The 17,794-nt window shown below is 69.5% G+C and carries 10 protein-coding genes and 1 pseudogene; 7 read left to right on the top strand and 4 right to left on the bottom strand.

The window, feature by feature from the left end; translation table 11 throughout:
• Window positions 1-7: 7 nt before the first annotated feature.
• Window positions 8-262 (top strand): annotated as a pseudogene (locus OG609_RS46130) (inositol monophosphatase family protein); the annotation flags it as partial.
• Between the two features lie 200 nt (window positions 263-462).
• Here OG609_RS46130 and OG609_RS09610 read toward each other — a convergent pair.
• Genes OG609_RS09610 through OG609_RS09600 form a run of 3 tightly spaced genes read right to left on the bottom strand, consistent with a single transcriptional unit; the run spans window position 463 to window position 3,934 of the window.
• Window positions 463-1,113 (bottom strand): hypothetical protein, encoded by a 651-nt coding sequence (locus OG609_RS09610; protein ID WP_327272434.1) that lies wholly within the window; start codon window positions 1,111-1,113, stop codon window positions 463-465.
• Window positions 1,114-1,170: 57 nt separating this feature from the next.
• A complete protein-coding gene (locus tag OG609_RS09605; RefSeq protein WP_327272433.1) occupies window positions 1,171-3,465 on the bottom strand; it encodes a hypothetical protein in 2,295 nt (764 codons plus the stop codon).
• Window positions 3,466-3,478: 13 nt separating this feature from the next.
• A complete protein-coding gene (locus OG609_RS09600) occupies window positions 3,479-3,934 on the bottom strand; it encodes a hypothetical protein (RefSeq protein WP_327272432.1) in 456 nt (151 codons plus the stop codon).
• Between the two features lie 372 nt (window positions 3,935-4,306).
• On the opposite strand from OG609_RS09600, the gene OG609_RS09595 reads away from it, so the two are divergent.
• From OG609_RS09595 to OG609_RS09570, 6 genes are all read left to right on the top strand, one after another.
• A complete protein-coding gene (locus tag OG609_RS09595; RefSeq protein ID WP_327272431.1) occupies window positions 4,307-4,765 on the top strand; it encodes an ATP-binding protein in 459 nt (152 codons plus the stop codon).
• A 101-nt stretch (window positions 4,766-4,866) separates the two neighbouring features.
• Window positions 4,867-6,153, top strand: coding sequence for a DUF262 domain-containing protein (locus tag OG609_RS09590; RefSeq protein WP_327272430.1), 1,287 nt, complete (start codon window positions 4,867-4,869; stop codon window positions 6,151-6,153).
• Window positions 6,150-7,337 (top strand): AAA family ATPase, encoded by a 1,188-nt coding sequence (locus OG609_RS09585; protein WP_327272429.1) that lies wholly within the window; start codon window positions 6,150-6,152, stop codon window positions 7,335-7,337. Before OG609_RS09590 ends, OG609_RS09585 begins: the two co-directional genes overlap by 4 nt.
• 48 nt (window positions 7,338-7,385) lie before the next feature.
• On the top strand, window positions 7,386-8,330 hold the full coding sequence (locus OG609_RS09580; protein ID WP_327272428.1) for a hypothetical protein: 945 nt from the start codon (window positions 7,386-7,388) through the stop codon (window positions 8,328-8,330).
• 106 nt (window positions 8,331-8,436) lie between these two features.
• On the top strand, window positions 8,437-15,192 hold the full coding sequence (locus tag OG609_RS09575) for a DEAD/DEAH box helicase (RefSeq protein ID WP_327272427.1): 6,756 nt from the start codon (window positions 8,437-8,439) through the stop codon (window positions 15,190-15,192).
• Entirely contained in the window at window positions 15,189-17,456 is a 2,268-nt protein-coding gene (locus OG609_RS09570) for a UvrD-helicase domain-containing protein (RefSeq protein WP_327272426.1), read from the top strand. The genes OG609_RS09575 and OG609_RS09570 overlap by 4 nt, the downstream gene beginning before the upstream one ends.
• Before the next feature lie 41 nt (window positions 17,457-17,497).
• Here the strand turns inward: OG609_RS09570 and OG609_RS09565 are convergent, their stop codons facing one another.
• Window positions 17,498-17,728 (bottom strand): hypothetical protein, encoded by a 231-nt coding sequence (locus OG609_RS09565; protein ID WP_327272425.1) that lies wholly within the window; start codon window positions 17,726-17,728, stop codon window positions 17,498-17,500.
• Between the last annotated feature and the right edge of the window lie 66 nt (window positions 17,729-17,794).

Below are 17,794 nucleotides of genomic sequence, written 5' to 3'. Positions count from 1 at the left end.
TGTACGCATGGGGATCTCCCCAACGCGGTACTACAGGTCGCGTCTGGCCGACCTGCCCGTCGAGGTCAAGACCGACCGAACACTCCTCACACAGGCCGACATCGCAGTCCAGGAGTTGGTCGTGGCGGCGATCCGCGACTTCGATGGCCCCGACGCGGTAGTGATCGCCGAGGAAGACGAGCAGTCCGAGCCCCGCGCAGAAGTGGCCGATTCCGGCGGACGGCTGTGGGTGGTGGACCCGATCGACGGCACCGCGGAGTTCGTCCGAGGCGAGAGCGGGCCGCCGACTGCCACCGCCGCTGGAACAACGTCATGGCAGTGGCCATCGCATGACAGGAACCTCACGAGTCACGAACTACAGCTGCCGTGTCTGTGTGATCGCCGTCACGCTTCGGCCTGTCCGGCTGCCGTGGAGGATCGTGATTCGGGGGTCGGGTCCGCCCAAATCGTAACTGGTCCCGCTCAGGAGACCTTTACTGAGGCGGGCAGCGTGCTGGGCACGACGGGCTCGTTCTGGCAATCGAGTGTGCCGGCCATGACGCGGGCCGAATGGAGGAGGAGTGTGAGGTGGTCTCGAACGGTCACACCGTCGGTGAGCGTGTCGGTCAGCTCGCCCGTCAGAGGGACTTCGCGCTCCTGTCCTGCCGGGGTATCCGGTACCTTGCACTGCACGTAGACCTGGTATCTGGCTTCCCTGTATTCATCGGCCCCGTAAACGAGCTTCACGTCCGAATTGACCTGCGTCAGACGAGGCTCCGAAAGGATTCCGTTCTTGGTCCCTTTGTCGAACGCAGTATCGAAAGGGAAGGGGGAAGGTTTGTACGTGAGGCCGATTTGCATCCCCGTGGAGATGTCGGTCCGGATCACGCACATATTCGACTCGACGTACCGGGTTGGCTTACTCTCGGGAGTCCACTTCCGGACTTGATCATGGTGGCGAGATCGGGCATCAGCCAGAGAGGCCGGGCTCCTGAAACGCAACTCTTCGGATCCTTCGACTCCACGGTCTATCTGTTTCAGCCCGGACGTGCCGAACAGTTCCTGGCATGCCTTGCGCTGTGCGGCAGCCACATCCGCATCTGTTTCATCCGTCGTTTCCGAGCAGGCGCTCACTCCGAGAGCCAAGGAACACATCAGGAGGATGTGGACAGGTGTAAGTGTCCGCATACGTCACCACCCCCGGGCGTCGTCGGTGTCGCTGAGCCGTCCGCCCCTGTTGTACGAGTCCTCGGCCGTCCCCATCAGTTTGCGGACCTCACCGCTCTCCATGTTGTGTGCCTCCACGTAGTTGAGGAGGGGCCCCATCGCGTTCTGCCGCCCTTCAGCCTTGGCCTTGTCGATTCCCTGGGCTGCTTCGTCGTGGTTCTCGAACTCATGGTCCTTGAGCCACTGCATGGTTTCGTTGCCGAACTGTGTGTTGGCAGCGCCGCCAATGGTCTCGATGGCCAGAGGAACAGCAACCACGGCTACTGGTCCAGCGGGAACTATCGCCGCCGTCGTGACACCCACCGCAACGCCGATCGTGGCCTCGGCAGCGAAGTCGCGCCATGCGCCCTGTTGTTCCAGCTTCAGGTTACGTTCGGTCTTGTCGTCCGCGAATTCTTTGCCTATGGCCTCGATACGGGATTCGTCCAGCATGCCGTGCATCTTGACGCTGTGCAGGCCGGCCGCGATGGCGGAGTCGCTGTCGTCGCCTTGAGCCGTCATGAGGCTCGACCCATAGACCTGTTGGGCCACGGAGAGGGTCGCGTGCGAATCCTCGTCGGCTCCCAGGGCCCGCATGAACTGCATGCTGCCCGTCTCGCCGAAATCACGGAGACGATGGGTGTCCTTCCCGAACAAGCCGTCTCGATCCACGAGATCGCCACTACCGCCCATGTTGTCCATGGAGTAGTTCAGGCTGTCGATATGGCCTGCCGCCATGTTGGTCAGGCTGTCGCGGACTCCGTCCTGCTTCTCGATCGCGTCGGCGGTCTTGTAATGGTCGACGACCTTCTCCATGAGCTCGGTTCGCTCGTCGCGCGCCGCGTTCTGCGCCTCGGAGCCCAGCTCTGGAATCGAGGGCGGCGAGGCATCGTACGCGTACCCGAGTGTTGCCGACTCCAGGGCGTGCCCGAGGTTCGTGTAGCCGGTTGTCTTGCCGTCGTCGTCGAGCGGCCAGGTGCGGGCGTCCTTGCTGTCCTTGTCGACCAGATAGTCCCAGTTGCTGACGGTGTCCAGGTCGTCCTTCTCGCCCTTGCCGGACGAGCCGTTGAAGAAGTCCAGGGAAGCCTCGGGGCTGTGCCCAAGCGCCTCCATGAACCCGGCGACCGGGTCGTTGTCCGGCTTGTTGGTGTTCGGGGGGTAGTCGAGCTGAGCCGCGTGGCCCGGGTTGCCCCAGAGCCAGTCCGGGCCGGCCCGTTTGTTGCTGCGTTCGAACGCGATCAGACTGTCGCCGTAGTCGTTGAGGAAGGCCCCGTCCCACTTCCCCTTGGTCATCAGACTGCTCATGACCTGGTATCCGTACGGGGCACTCATGATCCCCGGATGCTTGATCCGGTCATCGCCCGCGGCGATGATCCCGTCCTTCCACTCCTGCATGGCAGGCGAGTCGACACGTGACGCGGTGGCCAGCGTCAGGCCGAGATTGTCCTGCACCGTGGACAGGATCTTCGCGCGGTCGCCGGTCGGGGCGTCACCGTGGCCGGGATCGGCAAGGCTGCGCCAGAACTGGAGCGTGCCCTCCGGCCCCAGCTTCGTCGCGAAGCGTTCGGCGAAAGCCGGATTGTCCCGTTGGTACTTGGCGACCTCGTTGAAGTGCTTCAGCTGCGCGTCGGTCATCCCGTCGGCCTTGGCCGCGAGCTTCAGCATCGCATCCGCGTCTTCGACGCCCTGCTTGCGGTCCGCGTCCTCCAGGCCCTTGTAGCCGGCCTCGCTGAAGTTGTACTTCCCCGCCGCGTGCTTACGCAGGGCACGTGCGGCGATCCTGTCGATCTCGTCCGCCGCCGAGAGGATCCGGCCCACCTCGGCGGCAGCCGTGTCGACCTCGTCCTGGGTCGCCGGCTCGATCTTTGCCGTGCCGGCCGCCGCTCCGGATGGCACGGAGCTGACCGCCCCACCGTCCTCGTTGATGTGCACATTGCGCCTTGCCCACCGATCGATGGTGGTCTGAAGGTCTTCCTTGTGCTTCTTGAGATCGTCATGGGAGTCCTGCAGAATCTTGTGTACGCTGCGCGCCTCGGTCACCACATCGGTGAACTCCGCCGCGGTCTTGGTGACGAACTGCCGCGTGACACTGGCGTTCTGCCCTTCCCATTCGGCGTTCTCCGCCTGCACCCTGAGCTCCGAAGCGTTCACGCCACCGGTGCCCGCGGAGCCTTCGCCGGTGGCCAGGGACTGGAGCTTGGAGACCATCTGCCCCCAGTCGGCCACCGCCGAATGCAGCGTCCCCAGGCGCAGGTTGAGCAGTTCCGAGACCTTCAGCATGCTGCTTCCCCGTCTACGTCCAGTAATCCTGTATGCGTGACTCAGTCATGGGCGTTCCCTCTGCATCCCGCATCGTGGTCGCGATCTGCACTTCGTCCTTGGCGTGCTGTGCTCGCGAGTAGTCGAGATGGTTGGAGATGTGGGCGCAGGCTTCCTTGAGCGTCCCGACCTTGGTGTTCCACGCGTCGTGGAGCTCGGTGAGGGCGGAGCCCATGTCCAGACCGTCGTTGAAGAGCTCGATGGAGGCGTCGAAGGTGTTCTGACGCGCATGATCCGCGTCAACGCGCAGACCCTCCCGCAGCGCGTAGGCCAGGTTGCCGAGCTTTCCCAGCTGGTCGTTGTGGACAACCAGATCCTTCTGGCTGCCCCCGCCACCGCCTGAGGCAGCCGCCTGGTTCAGTTGCATGTGCGCCGCGCTACGTTTCGCCGCAACCCCGGCCTTCACCTGGTCCCACTCGTCCCATGCCATGCGACAGCCAGCTCCCCCGTGCGCGATCAGAAAGTCCGTGCGCACGCCAACGTATCAAGGAGCCCCTTCCGGCCTGACGGTATGGACCGGCCGTTGGTGGGCTGTACGAACTGATGAAGCTCTGCTGGACGGGCTTACAACCAAGGTCACCCGTGCCGACCGGGAGCTGGTGCTGACCCGCGCTCCCGGGGCCGTCGAGGTGTCCGAAGCGCGCGGTGAGCGGCGGCCGCCCGCACCGGGCAGCCTCGGCCGGTCCGGGCCTGCCGAGGGCGTCTTTCCTTCGGTACCGCCCATGGCGCGTGTGCGTACGCTGACATGGCGTACGCGGGTTCCTGCTGGAGAACGGTCTGGATATACCGCCAGATTGGGCGCATGAATCCACCGTCCACCCCCGCGACCGGTCAAGCGCTCCTCACCGTTCGTGTGTTCGTCCAGCGCTTCAGCTCCACTCCGCGTGGCGCACGCCTCGCCCGCCGGCTCGTGCTGCACCAGCTCGACGCCTGGGGCGTGCCGTACGGCAGTGAGGTGTCCGACACCGCCGCCCTGCTCGTCGCAGAGCTTGCCGCCAACGCCGTCACGCACGGCCGCGTCCCCGGCCGGGACTTCGAGGTCACCGCCGAGATCCTCGGCCGGACCCTGCGTATCGCGGTCTCCGACACCCGGGGCGAACTCCGGCCGCCTGCCCCGGGCGCGCCACGCCCCCCGATGTCGCCGCTGGCGGAGACCGGCCGGGGCATGCTTCTGGTGGAGGCGCTCGCCGACCGGTGGGACGTCCTTGACCGCGTGCCCGTCGGCAAGACGGTCGTGGCCGAGCTGGACCTGCCGCGCTGACGGTGCCGACGGCCCCGGATGGTCGCGCTGACAGGCCGTAAGGCCCGTCTATAGGCTGGGACGGGAACGGCATCGGGCGGCGACGGAGGGCTACGGGGACCATGACGGACCTGGAGGGCAGTGCCGACGACCGGAGCACCGGACGGAACCGGCCGGGGGAGCCCCGGGGATACGCCGTGGCCGAGGACGTCGACGAGCCGGACGCGCTCTTCCTGCCGCTGGGGGCGCCCCTCGAAATCGGGTCCGACGGCCGACCGACCGGCGTGGAGCTGGAGCTGCCTGCCGACGAGGAGGGCGAGGACTACAGCGACGCCGACGGCATCTCCGCCCCGTTCCGGCCCGACAGCATCAAGATCCATACGGAGACCACCACCGTGGATCTGCTGCTGTCCCGGCTGCGGGAGGGCATGATCGACCTCGCGCCGGACTTCCAGCGCCGGGCCGGGATCTGGAGCGACCGTTCGCAGAGCCGGCTGATCGAGTCGCTGCTGCTGCGCATCCCGATCTCCAACTTCCACATGGCCCAGGACGACGACGACAAGTGGGCCGTGGTGGACGGCGTGCAGCGGCTCACCGCCATCGCCCGGTTCATGGAGCCCAAGCTCACGGGCCTCGGCCCGCTGGCCCTCCGGGGCCTGGACTACCTCTGGAGATTCAACGGCAGCACGTACCAGGACCTGACCGGGCGGCTGAAGATCCGGTTGCGTGAAACCCAGCTCACCGTCCACATCATGCAGCAGGGCACCCCGGAGGCCGTCAAGTACAACGTGTTCTCCCGGATCAACACCGGCGGTATGCCACTGAAACCGCAGGAGCTGCGGCACGCGCTGGTGCGGGGGCCCGTCCGGGCGTTCCTCGCCGACCTGGCCGAGGACCCGGCGTTCGGTGAAGCCACCCGGTGGAGCGTGTCCGACGAACGGATGGCCGACCGGGAGATGGTGCTGCGCTTCCTCGCCTTCCGCCTGGCCAATCCGGCCGAGCACACCGAGAAGGACTTCGACCAGTTCCTCATCAACGCGATGTACCAGGTCAACGGCCTAGCGGAGGAGCGGCGGGAACAGCTGACACGAGAGTTCCGGGTGGCCATGCGGTGCGCGCGGGAACTGTTCGGTGAGCACGCCTTCCGCAAGTGGCGTGGGGGGCCGCGCAGTTCCCCCGCCATCAACAAGGCACTGTTCGAGACGATCTCCGTCCATCTCGCGCTACTCGACGATCACGAGCGGGACAGACTGGTAGCGTCTCGGGCGAAGGTGCACAGCAGGTTCTTTGAGCTCATGGACGACTGGGACTTCGACCGGTCGATCTCCATCGGCACCGGGGACCCGGCAAAGATCCGCACACGATTTCAGCACGTGGCGCGGCTGTTCCGGGGGGTAGCTGAGCAGTGATCGACCGTCTGACGCTCCACAACTACAAGGCGTTCCGCGACGCGGCGCTTCCGCTAGGCCCGCTCACCCTCCTCACCGGGCTCAACTCGTCCGGCAAGAGCAGCGTTCTCCAAGCCATCGCGCTGCTGCGCCAGTCGTACGAGGCGGGCGATCTCGCGGTCTCCGATTTCCTGCCCGAAGCGCGACGGGCGGGAATGACGGGCAGTGTCGCGAACCAGGGTTTTCTGCTCAACGGCGAACTCGTGGGTCTCGGCACCGGAGAGGATGTCCTGCACGAGGACTTCACGGAGGACGAGGCCCGGATCGCCCTCGCGGTCGACGAAGGGCCGTACCACTACGGCTGGACCGTCGAGTACGACCCCGAGCAGAACCTGCTGCCTCTGCTCGATGAGGACCTGCCGCTCACCTCGGAGGGACCCGACGCCCCGACCGGTTCGGAGGGCGTGTCCCCGTCGTTCTTCACCGCGCCCTTCCAGTACCTGCACGCCGACCGGATCTCGCCCGCCGAGTTCTACCCACGTGATCATCACGCGGCCATCGGCCGCGGCTTCCTCGGCGTCCGCGGTGAACACACCGTCAACTTCCTTCGCGACCAGGCGCGGAACCCCGTCCCCGAGGGCCCGTTGCGCCACCCCCGCGCCGCGTCCGACCTCCTGCTCGACCAGGCCGCCGCCTGGATGGGCGAACTGTGCCCCGGGGTGGACATCCAGGCCGACGCCATCGAGGGCGCCGACGCCGTACGCCTCTCGTACGGGTTCCAGGGCACACTCGGCGCCACCCGGCGCCGCCGCCCCACCAACGTCGGCTTCGGCCTCACCTACGTCCTGCCGATCGTGGTGGCCTGCCTGACCGCCCGCCCCGGCTCCCTGGTCCTCCTGGAGAACCCGGAGGCGCACTTGCATCCGCAGGGCCAGACCCGGATGGCCGCGCTGGCCGCCGCGGCCGCTGCGCAGGGCGCGCAGGTGATCATGGAGACCCATAGCGACCACGTCATCAACGGCGTTCGGCTCGCCGTCAAGCGGGGGCGGCTCACCCCCGCGCAGGTGGTGCTGCACTACTTCCGCGGTGACGGCACGGGCGTGGACTTCGTCAGCCCGCAGGTCGACACGGACGGGATGCTCGACCAGTGGCCCGAGGGCTTCTTCGACGAGCTGGAGAACACGCTCGACCAGCTCATCGGCTGACACCCGCCGGGGGGCGGGGCAAGGCGCACACCATCCGGAGGGGGATACGTGCCGCAGCTGTTCCTGAACGAGAATTCCTGTGAGACGACGGCGGACCCGGATCGGGTCAACCGAGCCATGACCGAGCTGGTGAAGGCCATCGTCGCCGTCGCCAGGGTGGATCGACAGGGCACGGAACTGGTTTCCCGGGAACCCGTGAACGCCCTGCAGCTGGCCCAGGGCCATCCGATCGGCAAGTGGATCGGGACTCCCGCCGCCAAGGACCTGTGGAAGCGATTGCTGCAGATGCAGACGAAATGGCCCCACCAGAAGGTCTTTCCCGAAGGGGAGACCTTCTCCGACGTCGAGTACCGTCACGGCGGTGAGCTCGCGACCGGGCTGGGCATCGCACATCTGATGGGCGGGGTTGGCATCTCCCTCCCGTTGGAGGCCCGTTGGGCCGAGGACCGGATCACCCTGGTCCGAGAAGAGCTCGTGGACGACGAGGACACCGGCTCCGTGGTCACCAAGGTGAAGGTCCGGCACGCCGCCCATGCCGCGCACGTCGACTCCCACCTGCCGTGGATCCGTGAGGAGAAGGAAGCCGCCCTGCGCGGCGACCTGAGTGCCATTCGCACCGGTGCCGAGCTGTGGGACCGGTGCGCCGACCTCTTTCCCCACCTGCGCTTCCTTCCTCACGTCGAAGCACAGCTGCGGGAGCTGAAGCAGTACTGGGTCCACCCGGTCCGTAAACGGCTCGCGGAGATGGACAGTGCCGTCCTGCTCTGGGATGCGGCGACCGAGCTTGACGGGCCCCGGTGGGGGTCGGCCGTGACGCCGGAACGCTCGACCCGTAAGCGTGACTACTGCAAATTCACCGACCTCGACGGTGCGCCCCAGTACTTCGACACCCACCTGCGCTTCACACCCGACGAGGGACGGCTGCACTTCCGGTTCGTGGCAGCCACCCGGAGGGTGCACATCGCCCACATCGGGCGGAAGCTCGGCATCTGAGGCCCGTCGGGGCCGCCCCGGCCGTCCCGTTACCGTAGGGCGGTGAACGGGAGCCCCCGGCCTGCCCCGCTCCCACCCGCCCCACCAGCACCAAGGAGGACCGCGCGTGCGTCCCACACTCGCCGCCGACCAGGTACGGGCCAGTCTGAGCCAGTACCTCGCGACGACGTACGCGCTGGCCGACGAGAGCACCCGCCGCGCCCTGGAGGGCTTCCTCGGCGACGCCGACGACGGCATCTTCCGCGGCCCCTACCTCCGTATCCGCACACCCTTCCGGAGCGCCGAGGGCGACGACTGGCAGCGGCACCTGACCTGGTGGCCCCGCGGCTTCACCCCGCACCGGCACCAGGAGCTCGCCTGGGAGCGGCTGTCCACGCTGCACGGTGCGGCGCGGCCCACCCTCGTCACCACCGGCACCGGGTCCGGGAAGACCGAGTCGTTCCTGATCCCGCTGCTCGACCACTGCCGCCGCGAGCGCGAGGCGGGCCGGGAGGGCGTCAAGGCGATCCTGCTCTACCCCATGAACGCCCTCGCCACCGACCAGGCCCACCGCATCAACAAGCGGCTCGACGACCCCCGGGACACCCGGCTGCGTGATGCGGGTGTGCGGGCCGGGCTCTACATCGGCGACAAGCCGTCGCAGGAGTTCAAGCAGGCCAACCCCGCGATCACCGTCGACCGGGACGAGATCCGGCGCACCCGGCCGGACATCCTGATCACCAACTACAAGATGCTCGACCTGCTCCTCCAGCGTCCCGAGGACCAGCGGCTGTGGCAGGACTCCGCGCTCGCGTACGTCGTCCTCGACGAGTTCCACACGTATGACGGTGCCCAGGGCACGGATGTCGCCATGTTGCTGCGCCGCCTCGGGTCCGTCACCGGACTCGCGGAACCCGGCCGCCCGCTGGGGCCGGTCTGTCCCGTCGCCACGTCGGCCACGCTGGGGGAGAACGACCCCGGCGGGACCGGGCGGGCGGGCGGCGGGCCCGGCATGCTGGAGGTCGCCGAGCAGGTCTTCGGCGTGCCGTTCCCGCCCGAGTCGGTCGTCGGTGAGGACAGGCGCTCCACCAAGGACTTCACCGGCGAGAGCGACTTCACGCTGCCGTTCCCCTCCCCGCAGGAGGTCGCCGAGCTCGGCGACCCCACCCGCGATCCGGACGCCATGGACGGCCTCGTCGCCGCGTTCACCGGCCTGAGCGGTCCCAGCCCGGAGGAGCTCGGCGGCGTGCTGCGCCGCCACCGGCTCACCGCCGCCGTCCTGGAGATCCTCGACGGCACCCCCAGGACCCTCGCCGAGATCACCGAGGTGCTGCCCCGCTACGCCTACCACTGGGGCATGGCCGTGCAGCAGCGGCCGCGCACCGCCGCCCAGGCACTCGCCCGCTACATCGCCCTCCTGTCGTACGCACGCGACCCCGAGCACCCCGGGCGGCCCCTGCTGGCCATCGAGATCCACCACTGGGTACGGTCCGTCTCGCGCGTGCTGCGCGGCATCAGCGCGGCCCGTGCGGAGTTCCGCTGGGACGACGAGCGCGTCACCTCCCGCGGCGCACTGGCCCGCAAGGACCACGGACCGGCCGCCCGGACCTCGCCGTACGACGGGGAGGACCCCGTCGTACCGGCCGACGTGGCCGAGCAGGCCGCCGTACCGGCCGACGACAGCGCCCCGCCGCCCGCCGAGGTGTTCCTGCCCGCAGTCTTCTGCCGCGAGTGCGGCCGCTCCGGCTGGGCCGCGTACTCGCCGGAGGTCGACCCGGCCGAACTCGACCTGAACGCCTCGAAGATCCGCCGCGCCTCGGTCGGCCGCGACAAGCGCCGGGTGCGCAACATGATCGCCGCGACCCCGCAGGAAGTGCACGACGCCGCCTTCGCGGCCGGGGCGGAACGCCGGCGCGGCGGACCCGCCGTCATGGTCCTGGAAGGTGCCGGCGGACGGCTGCGTCCCCTCTCACCCGAGACCGACTTCACCGCCCCCGCCGACGGCGACGGACCACGCCGGGCCAGGCCCCTTCACAACGCCGCGTTCGTCCACGCCGACCTCGACGGCGACCGGGCTGCCGAACGTGACCAGTGTCCCGCCTGCCGCACCTTCAACTCCATCCGCTACCTCGGCACCGGTCTGGCCGCGCTTGCCGCCGCCGCCGTCACCCAGCTCTTCACCGGCGGCGAACTGGACAAGAACAAGGGCGAGAACAAGACCCTCCTCTTCAACGACTCCGTCCAGGACGCCGCCCACCGCGCCGGATACGTCGCCAGCCGCTCCTATACGTTCTCGCTGCGCGCGCTGCTCGCCAGCCGCATCGACGAGGACGAGCCGATCACCCTGAGCGATCTGGCCGCCGACCTGATCGCCGATGTCGTCGACAGCAAGGCGGTGCAGGCAGCCGTCATCCCGCCGGACCTGCATCTGATCCGGGGCGTGGACACCCTGCTCTCCGGACGCAGCCGCGGGTCCCGGGCCACCTGGGAACTGATCGCGCAGCGCCTGGCGTTCGCCACCGTCATGGAGTTCGGCCTGCGGTCCCGGCAGGGCCGCACCCTGGAACTCACCCGCACCGTCGCCGCCGACGTGCCCCTGCCCGACGCCGACGCCGTCGCCGACCTCGTACGGGAGACGCTGCTCACCACACCCGGAGAGATCGCGCTGCCCGACGGATCGGTGCCCGGCACCGACCGGTACACCGGCTTCGTCCGGGGCCTGCTGGAGCGGCTGCGTATCCGGGGCGCCGTCCGGCACGCCTGGCTGGACCCCTGGCTCGACCAGGCAGGGGTGCGCCGGTGGGCGATCTGGGGCGGACGCGAGACCGGCATGCCGGCCTTCCCCCGCGGGGTCTCCGCGCCCGCGTTCCTGCTCGGCACCCCCAAGCAGGGCAGTGAGGACTTCGACGTCCTCACCGGCCGGCTCGGCTGGTACCAGGACTGGGCCGTACGCGCCCTCGGGCTGCGCAGGGAGGCCGCCACCGACTTCCTGACCCGGCTGCTGCCCGCCCTCGCCGACACCGGGGTCCTCGCCGTGCGCACCGCACTCGACGGGGCCACTCGCGTCTACGGCCTCCAGCCCGGACACATCCGGGTCCGCAGACTCGCCGACGACACACTGCCCGACGCCACCGCGCACTGCCCGGTCTGTTTCTGGGAGCAGACCGTCCACCCCGACCTCGCCGACCAGTGGCACGGGCAGCCGTGTCCGCGCTACCGCTGCGCCGGAATCCTCGCCACCGGCCGCGACCTCGACAGCGGCCTGCGGCAACGGGACTTCACCGACGACTTCTACCGGCGTATGTACCGCGAGGCCGGCGTCTTCACCATCAACACGGCGGAACACACCGGCACACTCAGCCGCGCCAAACGCGAGGCCGTCGAGAAGGCCTTCCGCGAGGGTACCGACGTCCACTACGCCAACCCGCAGGTGCTGTCCTGCACCCCCACCCTCGAACTCGGCATCGACATCGGCGACCTGTCGGCCGTCGTCCTCGCCTCCCTGCCGAAGGGCCCGGCCAACTACATCCAGCGCGTGGGCCGGGCCGGTCGCTCGACCGGCAACGCGTACCTGCTCACCATGGTCGACCGCGGTCCGCGCGACCGCTACTACCTGGAAGAACCCCGGCTCATGATCGCCGGGGACGTCCTGCCGCCCGGCTGCTACCTGTCCGCGGTCGAGATCCTGCGCCGCCAGTACCTCGCCCACCTCCTCGACCTCGCGGGCGCCGGACGGCTGACCGCCCCCGACGGGACGCCACTGCGGCCGCTGCCCGGACGCGCCACCGATCTGTTCGGGGCCTCGGCCTGGCAGGCCGAGTTCGCCGAAGCCGCGCTCGCCGGCGGACCACGGCTCGTGCAGGGCTTCCTCGACCTGTTCCCCGCGTACGACGAGAGCCGCGGCACGGGCGTCAGCCCGCAGGCCCGCGCCGCTCTCGTCACCTACGCGACCGACACCGGCGAGGAGGGACTGGGAGGCGCCCTGGAAGCCGCGTGCCGGCGTTGGGAGGACCGCCGCGCCGACCTGCAGCGCCGGACCGAGGCCATCGACCGGGCCCACGGACTGCTCGTCGCAGGCGACCCCGACCACGAACGGCAGGGGCGCGAACTGCGCGCCGAGCGCCGGGACGTGGCACGCGTCTCCCGCGAGATCAGCCGCACCACCGCGCACGGTGCGCTCGTCGATCTCGGCCTGCTGCCGAACTACAGCCTGATCGACTCGGCGACCGAACTGGAGGCCACTCTCACCTGGACGGAGAAGCAGGCCGACGGCACCCGCAAGGACCACAGCAAGACCCTCCACCACAGTCGCCCCGCGCGCCTCGCCCTCTCCGAATTCGCCCCCGGCAACCACTACTACGCCCAGGGTTACAAGCACCGTGTCACCGGACTGGACATCGGCAGTCCCGGCCGCCCGGCCTGGATCTGGTGGCGCGTCTGCCCCGACTGCGGGCACGTCCGCACCCACCGTGCCGAGCAGGACCCCTCGCCCTGCCCCCGCTGCCGGTCCGCGGCCATCGGAGACGTCGGCTGCCTGCACAAGGTCCTGGTGCCGCGCCGCGTCACCTCCCGGGACGAACGCGACGACGTCCGCGTCCGCGACGACAGCGACGAGCGGGAGAGGCGGCACTACACCGTCGTGCCCGCCGTCGACATCGACGCGAAAGACGTCGAACAGGCGTGGAAGCACGAACACGCCACCTTCGGGTGGGAGTTCACCCGCCAGGCACGCATCCGCCACATCAACACCGGAGCCACCCGGGTGGACGGCGGTACCGACACGGCCTTCGCCGGGCGGGAGGTCCGCCTCAACCCCTTCTGGGTCTGCGACGCATGTGGCTTCGCCGACCCCGACGGCGGCCCCGCCGCCCAGGACACCGGTGACGCGGCCGCATACGGCAAGTACCACCGGCCCTGGTGCCCCAGGCGGCGCAGCGGGGCGGATACCGCACGGCGGGGCGAGAAGGTGCTGCTCGCCCACGAGCTGCGCACCGACGCCCTGCGCATCCTCATCCCCGCCGTCACCGCCCACACCCAGGAACGGCTCGCCTCCTTCAAGGCGCTGCTGCTGGCCGGTATCGCCCGCAGCTACGGCGGCGACCCCGACCACCTCGCCGTCGTCACCGACTCCATGCCCGAGGAAGGCGGCGAGGCCGCTCTGCGCCGCCACTTCCTCGTGCTGTACGACACGCTGCCCGGCGGCACCGGATATCTGCACCGTCTCGCCGGCCAGGACGGCCTCAGGGGCGTCCTGGAAGACGCCCGCCAGGTGATCGAGACCTGCGTGTGCGTCGGCCAGGGCCGGCCCGCGTGCCACCGCTGCCTGCTGCGGCACGTCACCGACGGCGAGTACGAACTCGTCTCCCGCGAGCACGCGCTGGACATGCTCGGTGACCTCTTCGGCCGCACCGCCGACCGATGGAGTACCGAACCCGTCGCCACCGCCCGGGACATCACCCTCGTGCACCAGGTGGAGAGCGAACTGGAGGCACTCTTCCGGCACGGGCTGCTCGAATGGGCCGAGCGGGTGGACGAGGTCAGCGTCCGCACCGCACTCACCGCCGACGGCACCAGGGACACGACCCTGCGCTTCACCGCACCCGACGGCACGGTCCGCGGCTGGCAGATGGAGACGCAGACACCGCTCGGCTTCACCCGGCCCGACGTCGTCTTCCGCAGCACCGACGACGACCGGCGGGTGGCCGTCTACCTCGACGGCTATCGCTACCACGCGAGCCCCGAGCACCTCACCGCCGAGGACGACGCGGGCAAACGCACCCGTCTGCGGGCGGAAGGCTGGCAGGTCTTCCAGCTCACCTGGGACGACGTGCAGGAGTGGACAGGGCGGACGAAGCCGCAGGCCGACCCCGTCTGGAAGCCGTACCCGAACACCGCGCAGAAGACGGCCATGGACGTTCACCGGCGCATGCACGGCGGAGACACCCGGGACCTGTCGCGCTTCGTGTGGGCCAACCCCGTCGAGACACTGATCGGGTACCTCACCGACCCGGACCCCGACGCCTGGCGGCGCCGCACCCAGAGCGCGCTCGCGGGCTTCGCCGCCGTGTCGGCGACCAGCAGGGCGTTGGCCGACGGCCAGGAAACCGGCCGCAGGATCAGCGAAGCGCTGCACGGGCGGCGGCTCGCCGGAGGACAGGGCGCCGTCCAGGTCATGGCGACCCGGGACACATCTGGATGTCCGCTCACCATCGCGCTCGACCTGCGCAGGGGGCAGACCGGGGCGGTCTGGACGGCACTGACCGTGCTCGACGACAGCACAGACGCGGTCACGGCGGACGAGGCCGCCCACCGGCGGCGCTGGCAGGCCTGGCTCTACTGGAGCAACCTGCTCCAGTTCCTCGACGCGGGCGAAGGAGACGGGGTCCAGCTCACAGCCGCCATGCTGCCGGGATTCGACCCGGCCGAACTGGCGGTCACCGGCGGCGCCGGGTGGCTCACCTCCCAGCGGCGGGCACACGAACCCGAGGCGGTCAGGCAGACCGCCGAGGAGGCCCCCGCGGCCGTTCGCGACCCCGCCTGGGACGAGGTCATCGAGTTCCTCATCGACGACCCCGGCCTCCCCGACCTCGCCCGCGCCCTCGCAGGCCTCGGCCTGCCCGCGCCCGAGGCGGGCTACGAACTCGGAGCAGCCGCCTGGCCCGCCGAACTCGCCTGGCCTGCCCGGCGGATCGGTGTCGTCCTCGCGCACCGGCCGGACCCGGGCAGCAACCGGGACATCGACGCCGAACAACGCGACCGGGCCTACCGGGATGCGGGCTGGCAGGTCCGCACCGCGACGGAATGGGACGCCGGCGAACTCGCCGGGCTGGTAGCCGGAGTTGCCGGTCCGGCCACGAACGAACACGAGGAGAACGAGCGATGACGGTCACCGGCGCGCCCAGGACCGGCGTGACCCTGCGCCTGCTGGACAAGGCCGACAAGGAAATCGTCAAACTGGACCGCGCCGTCCTCGGGGCGTTCTACAAGTTCCAGCACGACTTCCGCCGCAACCCGGACGCCGGCGGCTTCGACCTCAAACAGCTGGAAGGCCACGACCGGCTCTGGTCGGCTCGCGTCAACCGAGAGTGGCGGGCCCTGATGATCCGCCTCGGTGGTGACGACTGGCTTCTCGTCTCGGTCAAGCACCGCGGCCACGTCCACAAGAACCTGGACCGGCTCAACTACGGCATCAACCACATCACCGGCGCCATCGAATACGTCGACCTCCAGGTCGTCGAGGAGCACGTGCGGCGCCGCGAACCCGCGCCGCCCGCAACCCCCGCTCCGGAACCCGCCCCTCGGCGCAAGCCGGTGGAAGAGCCCCTGTTTGCCGCGTACACCGACGAACAGCTCGCGGACCTCGGCGTCGCCGAACCGCTCATCCCGATCGTCCGGAAACTCACCACGGACGACGAGCTGCTCGGTCTCGCCGAGTACGCGCCCCGCCACACCGGGGAAGTCCTCCTGCGGCTGCGCGACGGCGTCCCCTACGACGCGGTCATGGACCAGGTCACCACGCCCGTCGCCGTGAGCGAACCCGAGCAGAACCTCGACACCGACGACTGGCAGGCGGCCGTCGACCGCTCCCAGACTGTGGTCATCACCGACGACGAGTCCCTGCAGAGCATCCTGGAGGAGGGCGACTTCGGGCGGTGGAAGATCTTCCTCCACCCCACTCAGGAGAAGCTGGTCCACCGGCGCTACTCCGGCCCGGCCCGGGTCGGCGGCGGGCCGGGGACGGGCAAGACGATCGTCGCCCTCCACCGTGTGTGCCATCTGGTGCGAGCGCTCCCGCCCGGTCGTAACAAGCCCGTCCTGCTCACCACGTTCAACAAGAACCTCGCCGCCGATCTGCGGGCCCGGCTCCTCTCGCTCGGCGGCCCCGACGTACTGGCCCGGGTCGACATCGCCCACGTCGACCAGCTCGCCACCCGCCTCGTCAGCGAGGCCGACCCGGGCAGCGCCAAGCGGCGGATCGACGACACGGCAGCCTTGCGCGAGTGGCGGGAGCTGTTGGTGGAGGCGGGGGAGACCCGCTGGAGCGCCGAGTTCCTCAGCGACGAGTGGAACCAGGTCATCCTCGGCCAGGCCGTGACCTCCCGGAGCGATTACTTCGCCGCCCGGCGCGCTGGCCGAGGACGCAGCGTCACACGCGTTGAGCGAGCCGGAATCTGGCAGCTCGCCGAACGTTTCACCCAGCGCCTGGAGACCAAGGGGCTGGAGACCCACCGCCAGGTCGCCGAGCGAGCGGCACGGCTGGAGATCGCTCGCAAGGCCAGAATCGACCGGCGGTCGGAGGAACGCGACGACCGGGGAGGCCTGGACAATCGTCACGTCGAGGCCGGCTCCGGTGCCTGGCTGCGGTACCGCTACCGGCACATCGTGGTCGACGAGGCGCAGGACCTCAGCGCCGCCCACTGGAAGATGCTGCGCGCCATGGTGCCGGCCGAGCCCGACGACATCTTCCTCGTCGGCGACACGCACCAGCGGATCTACGACAACCAGGTCACACTCGGCAGCCTCGGCGTCCACATCCGCGGCCGGTCCTCCCGGCTGACCCTCAGCTACCGCACCACGCGGGAAATCCTGCGCGACGCCATCCGGGTCCTGGACGACGCGGACTACGACGACCTCGACGGCAGTGCCGAGACGATCGCCGGATACCGCTCCGTCCTCCAAGGCTCGAGCCCGTCCCTGCGGGGCGCACGCAGTTGGGACGAGGAGATGGATCTCGTCGTCGAGCAGCTACGCGACTGGCACGACGTGCCACGCGAATCCACTGCGATCTGCGTCCCGACCAACGACATGGTCACCCAGCTCGCCGACCGCCTCGCGCGACGCGGCATCACTCCGACGGAGATCACACAGGACGGACCGCGGAACGACCAGGGTGTCCACATCGGCACCATGTACCGATTCAAGGGACTGGAGTACCGCTGCCTGATCATCGCCGGGGTGGCCGAGGGACTCGTACCCCGCGCCTCTGTGGATGCTTGGGAACGCACGGACCCGAGCCGCCACCAGCGTGAACTGCACCGGGCGCGCTCACTGCTCTTCGTCGCGGCTACCCGCGCCCGTGACGCGCTCGCCATCACCTGGCACGGTGAGCCGAGCCGCTTCCTGGAACCGCTGCTTCCGCCCCGCTGAAAGGGAGCGAACCGCCTCTGACCTGGTATTTTTTCCCAAATTCACTGAAGGTGACATCTTTCCGATGACTCACCCGCCTCGCCGAAGTGCGGCCGGCCGTCGTGGGCCCGCGTGCCGAGGACGACGTGGTGCGTGGGGGCCTGCGCCGCAGTTGGCGCGCCCTCTGCGAGGATCAGCGGCGGGCCGTCGAAGGTCGGCCGCAGCGTATCGAGAAGATCCTGAAGGCCGCTGCCATCGAGGAGGCAGCCGGTCGCTGCCGAGGCGGGCGCCATCGGGGGTGCGTGGCTCCGTCCTCACCTGGGCGCCCTGGCGGGGCGAGGACTGCCAGGGCGCCCTCT

Source organism: Streptomyces sp. NBC_01224 (genome assembly GCF_036002945.1).
Taxonomy (GTDB): Bacteria; Actinomycetota; Actinomycetes; order Streptomycetales; family Streptomycetaceae; genus Streptomyces.
The sequence above is the reverse complement of the archived record's forward strand: the minus strand, read 5'-3'. Positions and strand labels throughout refer to the sequence as shown.

Coding starts and splice junctions, on each gene's coding strand:
- OG609_RS09605 (WP_327272433.1), bottom strand. CDS start 3,465: ATGCTGAAGGTCTCGGAACTGCTCAACCTGCGCCTGGGGACGCTGCAT.
- OG609_RS09600 (WP_327272432.1), bottom strand. CDS start 3,934: ATGGCATGGGACGAGTGGGACCAGGTGAAGGCCGGGGTTGCGGCGAAA.
- OG609_RS09595 (WP_327272431.1), top strand. CDS start 4,307: ATGAATCCACCGTCCACCCCCGCGACCGGTCAAGCGCTCCTCACCGTT.
- OG609_RS09590 (WP_327272430.1), top strand. CDS start 4,867: ATGACGGACCTGGAGGGCAGTGCCGACGACCGGAGCACCGGACGGAAC.
- OG609_RS09570 (WP_327272426.1), top strand. CDS start 15,189: ATGACGGTCACCGGCGCGCCCAGGACCGGCGTGACCCTGCGCCTGCTG.
- OG609_RS09565 (WP_327272425.1), bottom strand. CDS start 17,728: ATGGCGCCCGCCTCGGCAGCGACCGGCTGCCTCCTCGATGGCAGCGGC.